We start from the raw sequence: 4,165 nt of genomic DNA on the forward strand, positions 1-4,165 counted from the left end.
CGGCCCACAGCCACGCCCACGAACCGCCACCTACAGCAAGATCCCTAAACCAGGTGAATGCTTACTCGCTCCCTTGAGCAGCCGGGCGGTCTCGTCGGCGGTCGCAGCCAGGGCCACAGCGTTACGCCGGCTCTTGCTCATCTTGGAGCCATCCGTGCCGAGGAGAAGGGGCGCGCTCGACAGGAGCGCCTCGGGCTCTGGAAACAGTCTGGTGCCGTCGCCGTAGCGGTCGTTGAAGCGGCGGGCGATCGTGCGGGCGAGTTCGAGGTGGGGAAGCTGGTCCTGGCCCACTGGGACCAGGTTTCCCTTGCAGAAGAGAATGTCGGCGGCCTGGTGGACGGGGTAGGTGTACATCAGGCCACTGACGGCCGACTGCCGGGAATGCGCGATCTCCTCCTTGACGGTGGGATTGCGGTTCAGCTCGGCAACGGAGACAAGGCTTAGAAAGGGCAGCATCAGCTGGTTGAGGGCGGGGACGGCACTGTGTGTGAAGATCGTGCTGCGTGCCGGGTCTATGCCGATGGCCAGGTAGTCCAGGACCAGTTCCTCCACGTGGGCGGTCAGGTTGTCCGCTACGTCGCGATCGGTCAGAACCTGGTAGTCAGCAATAATCAGGAAGATCTCCGTCCCGAGATCCTGAAGGCGAACCCGATTGTGCAACGTGCCGAAGTAGTGCCCGAGATGTAGGCGCCCGGTAGGACGGTCACCCGTCAGTACCCGAAACCGCTCGGGGTTGCTGAGAATCAGTTCTTCCAATTCCGCGCTGCGCGCCTGGGCGGCGGAGGTTCTGAGYGCCGAGGTAGCGGGGTCCGAGTCTGTGGTATCTAGGCCTATGGACGCGGAATCAGTGTTCACGGGATCTCCTGGAAGGTCGGTCCCGCCGTCGCGATGGCACGAGCCCGATCCCCGAGACGCGAAGGGCCGTCCATCCGAACGGCGCGATCACAGCTGGGAAGGCGGCCGCTCCTACTACTGAGCTTTAATCTTCGAGGTCAAGCTGGTTTTCTGTGTTTGTCTACGGGCGGGTGTGAATCGGGTAGACCGGCTATATGAGATATGCGACGGGTGGCGGGTTGACGCCCGCCGAGCAGGTGGAACGTGAGCGGGTCCGGAGGGCTGCGGCCGGCCGGTTCGCCGCGGGGGCGAGCCAGGCCGAGGTCGCCCGGGAGTTCCGGGTGACCCCGAAGACCGCGAGCCGCTGGCACCACGCCTGGGAGGCCGAGGGCGAGTCCGGGCTGCGCTCGGCCGGGCCGGGGTCGCGGTGCCGGTTGGATGACCGGGACCTGGCCCGGTTGGAGGCGGTCCTGCGCCGGGGACCGGGGCCGTACGGCTGGGAGGATCAGCGGTGGACCCTGGCCCGGGTCCGCCAGGTGATCGCAGCAGAGTTCGGGGTGGACTACACCCTGGCCGGGGTGTGGCTGCTGCTGGACCGGCAGGGCTGGTCGTGCCAGCTCCCCGCCCGCCGCGCGGTCGAACGCGACGACGCCGCGGTCGACGCCTGGGCGCAGGAGGAGTGGCCGGCGGTAAAAAGACCGCGGCGGCCCAGGACGCCTGGATCTGTTTCCTCGACGAGACAGGACAGGGGCTGAGGCCGCCACGGGCACGGACCTGGGGCCGGCGGGGTCGGACCCCGGTGGTGCGGGTACCGGGGCGGGGTGGGAACGGCCGGGTGAGTGTGGTCGGGATGGTCTGCTACCGGCCCGGCTGGCGTCCGCGGCTGCTCTACCGGGCCCGGACCTGGCGGGGTGGTGGCGGGCGCAGGGGGATCGGCTGGGAGGACTGCCGGGATCTGCTGGCCGCCGCGCATGCGCAGCTTCCCGGGGGCCGGCTGGTGCTGGTCTGGGACCGGGTGAACATCCACCGGCAGACGGAGATGACCACGTTCCTGCGGGAGCACGCGGGCTGGGTGAGCGCGGTGCTGCTACCGGCCTACGCCCCTGAGCTGAACCCGGCCGAGGGGGTGTGGTCACAGCTCAAGCGCACCGCTGTGGTGAACCTGGCTGCCCGCGCCCTCGACGAGGTCTGCCAGGCGGTCAAGCACGGGCTGAAACGAATGCAGTACCGGCCCCCGTTGCTGTTGGGGTTCCTCGCCGAAACCGGTCTGGTCTGGGAAGAGCTATGGTCAACATGACTCCACGCATTAAAGCTCAGGAAGAGCGCCACCAGATGAGGCACGAACGGTCCACGCCCCCATATTAACAGCAGCCGTCTGGGCGGTTCGGTTCCGAGTGAAGACGGCCGGCCGACCCGGTGGCCGGTCATGGCGTCCGCCGGCACCATGTTCGACATGCCCGCCCGTGCCATCCGGCTCGACGCTCTCCAGAAGACCCGCCATCCGCAATCCCCCCGCGAGCTGACCGCACCGACCGACGTCCGCCATGACGCTGTTCACCCGTGAGGATGACAGCCCGACCACCACCGCACCGGCGACCACCGTGTGATCTGTCGGCCGAGCAGGAGGATCAGCGACCGGCCAACCTGCGTCCCTCGGTTCGCCGCCCTGGTCTACGACGTCGGCCGGTTGCTGCGACCATCGAGCGCACCGTGGATGTCAGCGCGCAACTGGGCGACCAGGCCGCGGGCTGTCCCGGTGCCAACGGCGAGCCGCTTGCGCAGCGTTTCCGCGGAGATGGGGCGTTGGTGCTGCTGTCAGTGCAGCACGTCCTCGGCGCGGGCGCGGTGCAACAGGTCCTGCCTGCGCGCCTCACGCGACAGCGGGCCCCCGACGGTAGTCCTGCCGGGCATTGGCTCGGCTRCCGTCGCTGAACACKCACACGATCCCCAGCCCGTCGTCGGTCACYGTGGMCGGCATCAGTCGTCCTCGCCAGGTTCGTCGGTGAACTCCGCCGCGACCTCGGTGTCCGCCGCCGGATCATCGGCCAGGCCGGCCGCCGCGCCGGCTCGCGCATACGCCTCCCCGAAAATCCGGGTGGTGTCCAACCGGCGAAGGTAAGCCTCCGTCGTGGTGACCGATGAGTGACCCATCAAATCCCGCAGCACCAGCAGCGGATCGGCTTTGCTCAGATACAACGCCAACGCGGCGTCCGGCCCGCCGTCTCCACCGGCCGCCACCAGTTCGGCGGCCCGCCGGTAATGCCCATCCACCAGCCGTTCCAACGTGGCCATCGCGAAAGAATGCCGCAGCCGATGCGGATGAACATGCGGGAACCGCAGCTCGACACGTGCCCGGATACGATCCGACGCGCGTTCCAAAACGGTCGCCCAGGCGGTGAACGGTCCGCCGTCCGAGCGGACCGCCAACAGGCACGAACCACCATCCGGAGCGACCAGCCGCCGCCGCTCGCCCGGCGTCAGCGCATCCCAGTCCCGGCGCACCCCGTTAATCCGCCCGCCACGCATGTCCGGCTCGCTCACCCGCAGCGCAGGACCCCACCGGGCCGGCGGACACCATGATGCTCCTTCCACCGCGGCGGCCCGGTCCAGCGTCACATAATCATGCACAACCCTCAGCGCCTCGACGCTGATCCAACTGGTACGGAACTTACGGCCCTTGGCCACCCCGGACGGCACCGGCAGCGCCCCCGGCCGGGACGGCGGCGTCGGGATCTCATAGACCAGCAGCGACGAGAACTCCTGCAACCGCAGGCCCGTCGCCAACGCCAACCCGACCACCGCCCGGTTACGGGCAAGCTCCCGCCCCGCATAGCCAGCATCCGCCTGACCGTCCCGGTCCAGCCCGGCCAGCGCGTTCAGCAGCAACGTCGCAAAGTCGGCTTCCAGATATTTGATCGTGACGTGCGGTTTCGGAGTTCGGCGCATCGCCAGGTTCACCCGGACGTCACGCACCATGCCGCCGACCATGGCCTTCGCGGTCCGGTAGGTGAACGGCTCGGCCGACGCATAGCCTTCGGCCATCGCCCACCGGTAGAACATGCTCACGATGCTTATGTGCTGGCTCCACGTGCTCGCCGCCAGCCGCCGCTCCACCGGCCCCGCCGACCGGTCCTCGGCATATTTCCCAAGTGCCAGTTTGAGCTGCTCGCGCGGGCCGAGCACGTCGATGCCGTGCCCGGCCAGGAACTCCACCCAGTCCTTCACCGCCCGCGCATACGCCGCCCACGACCGCGGCGCCGGCACACCGCACGCCGGAAGCTCACGAAGCCACCGGTTCACCACCGCCGCCGGCCGCACGCACCCCGGCCCG

The 4,165-nt window shown here is 68.8% G+C and carries 3 protein-coding genes and 2 pseudogenes; 2 read left to right on the forward strand and 3 right to left on the reverse strand.

What is annotated here, in order from left to right:
- Positions 1-66: 66 nt before the first annotated feature.
- Positions 67-834: pseudogene (trpS, locus tag KBI5_RS24120) on the reverse strand (tryptophan--tRNA ligase); the annotation flags it as partial.
- Between the two features lie 215 nt (positions 835-1,049).
- Between trpS and KBI5_RS24125 the strand changes: the two are divergent.
- Both KBI5_RS24125 and KBI5_RS24130 read left to right on the forward strand, forming a co-directional pair.
- Positions 1,050-1,589, forward strand: coding sequence for a winged helix-turn-helix domain-containing protein (locus KBI5_RS24125; RefSeq protein ID WP_011436304.1), 540 nt, complete (start codon positions 1,050-1,052; stop codon positions 1,587-1,589).
- The gene (locus tag KBI5_RS24130) at positions 1,586-2,131 is read left to right on the forward strand and encodes a transposase (RefSeq protein ID WP_347272539.1); all 546 of its coding nucleotides are present in this window, start codon (positions 1,586-1,588) and stop codon (positions 2,129-2,131) included. Before KBI5_RS24125 ends, KBI5_RS24130 begins: the two co-directional genes overlap by 4 nt.
- 374 nt (positions 2,132-2,505) lie before the next feature.
- Here the strand turns inward: KBI5_RS24130 and KBI5_RS28265 are convergent.
- Positions 2,506-2,709: pseudogene (locus KBI5_RS28265) on the reverse strand (hypothetical protein); the annotation flags it as partial.
- A gap of 102 nt (positions 2,710-2,811) precedes the next feature.
- On the reverse strand, positions 2,812-4,165 hold a 1,354-nt coding region (locus tag KBI5_RS24140; protein WP_116290009.1), incomplete at its 5' end, for a site-specific integrase.

This window comes from Frankia sp. KB5, from assembly GCF_002099325.1.
Classification (GTDB): domain Bacteria; phylum Actinomycetota; class Actinomycetes; order Frankiales; family Frankiaceae; genus Frankia; species Frankia casuarinae.

Bases quoted from the DNA above. Each gene is read 5' to 3' on its own strand.
- KBI5_RS24125 (WP_011436304.1), top strand. From the start codon at position 1,050: ATGAGATATGCGACGGGTGGCGGGTTGACGCCCGCCGAGCAGGTGGAA.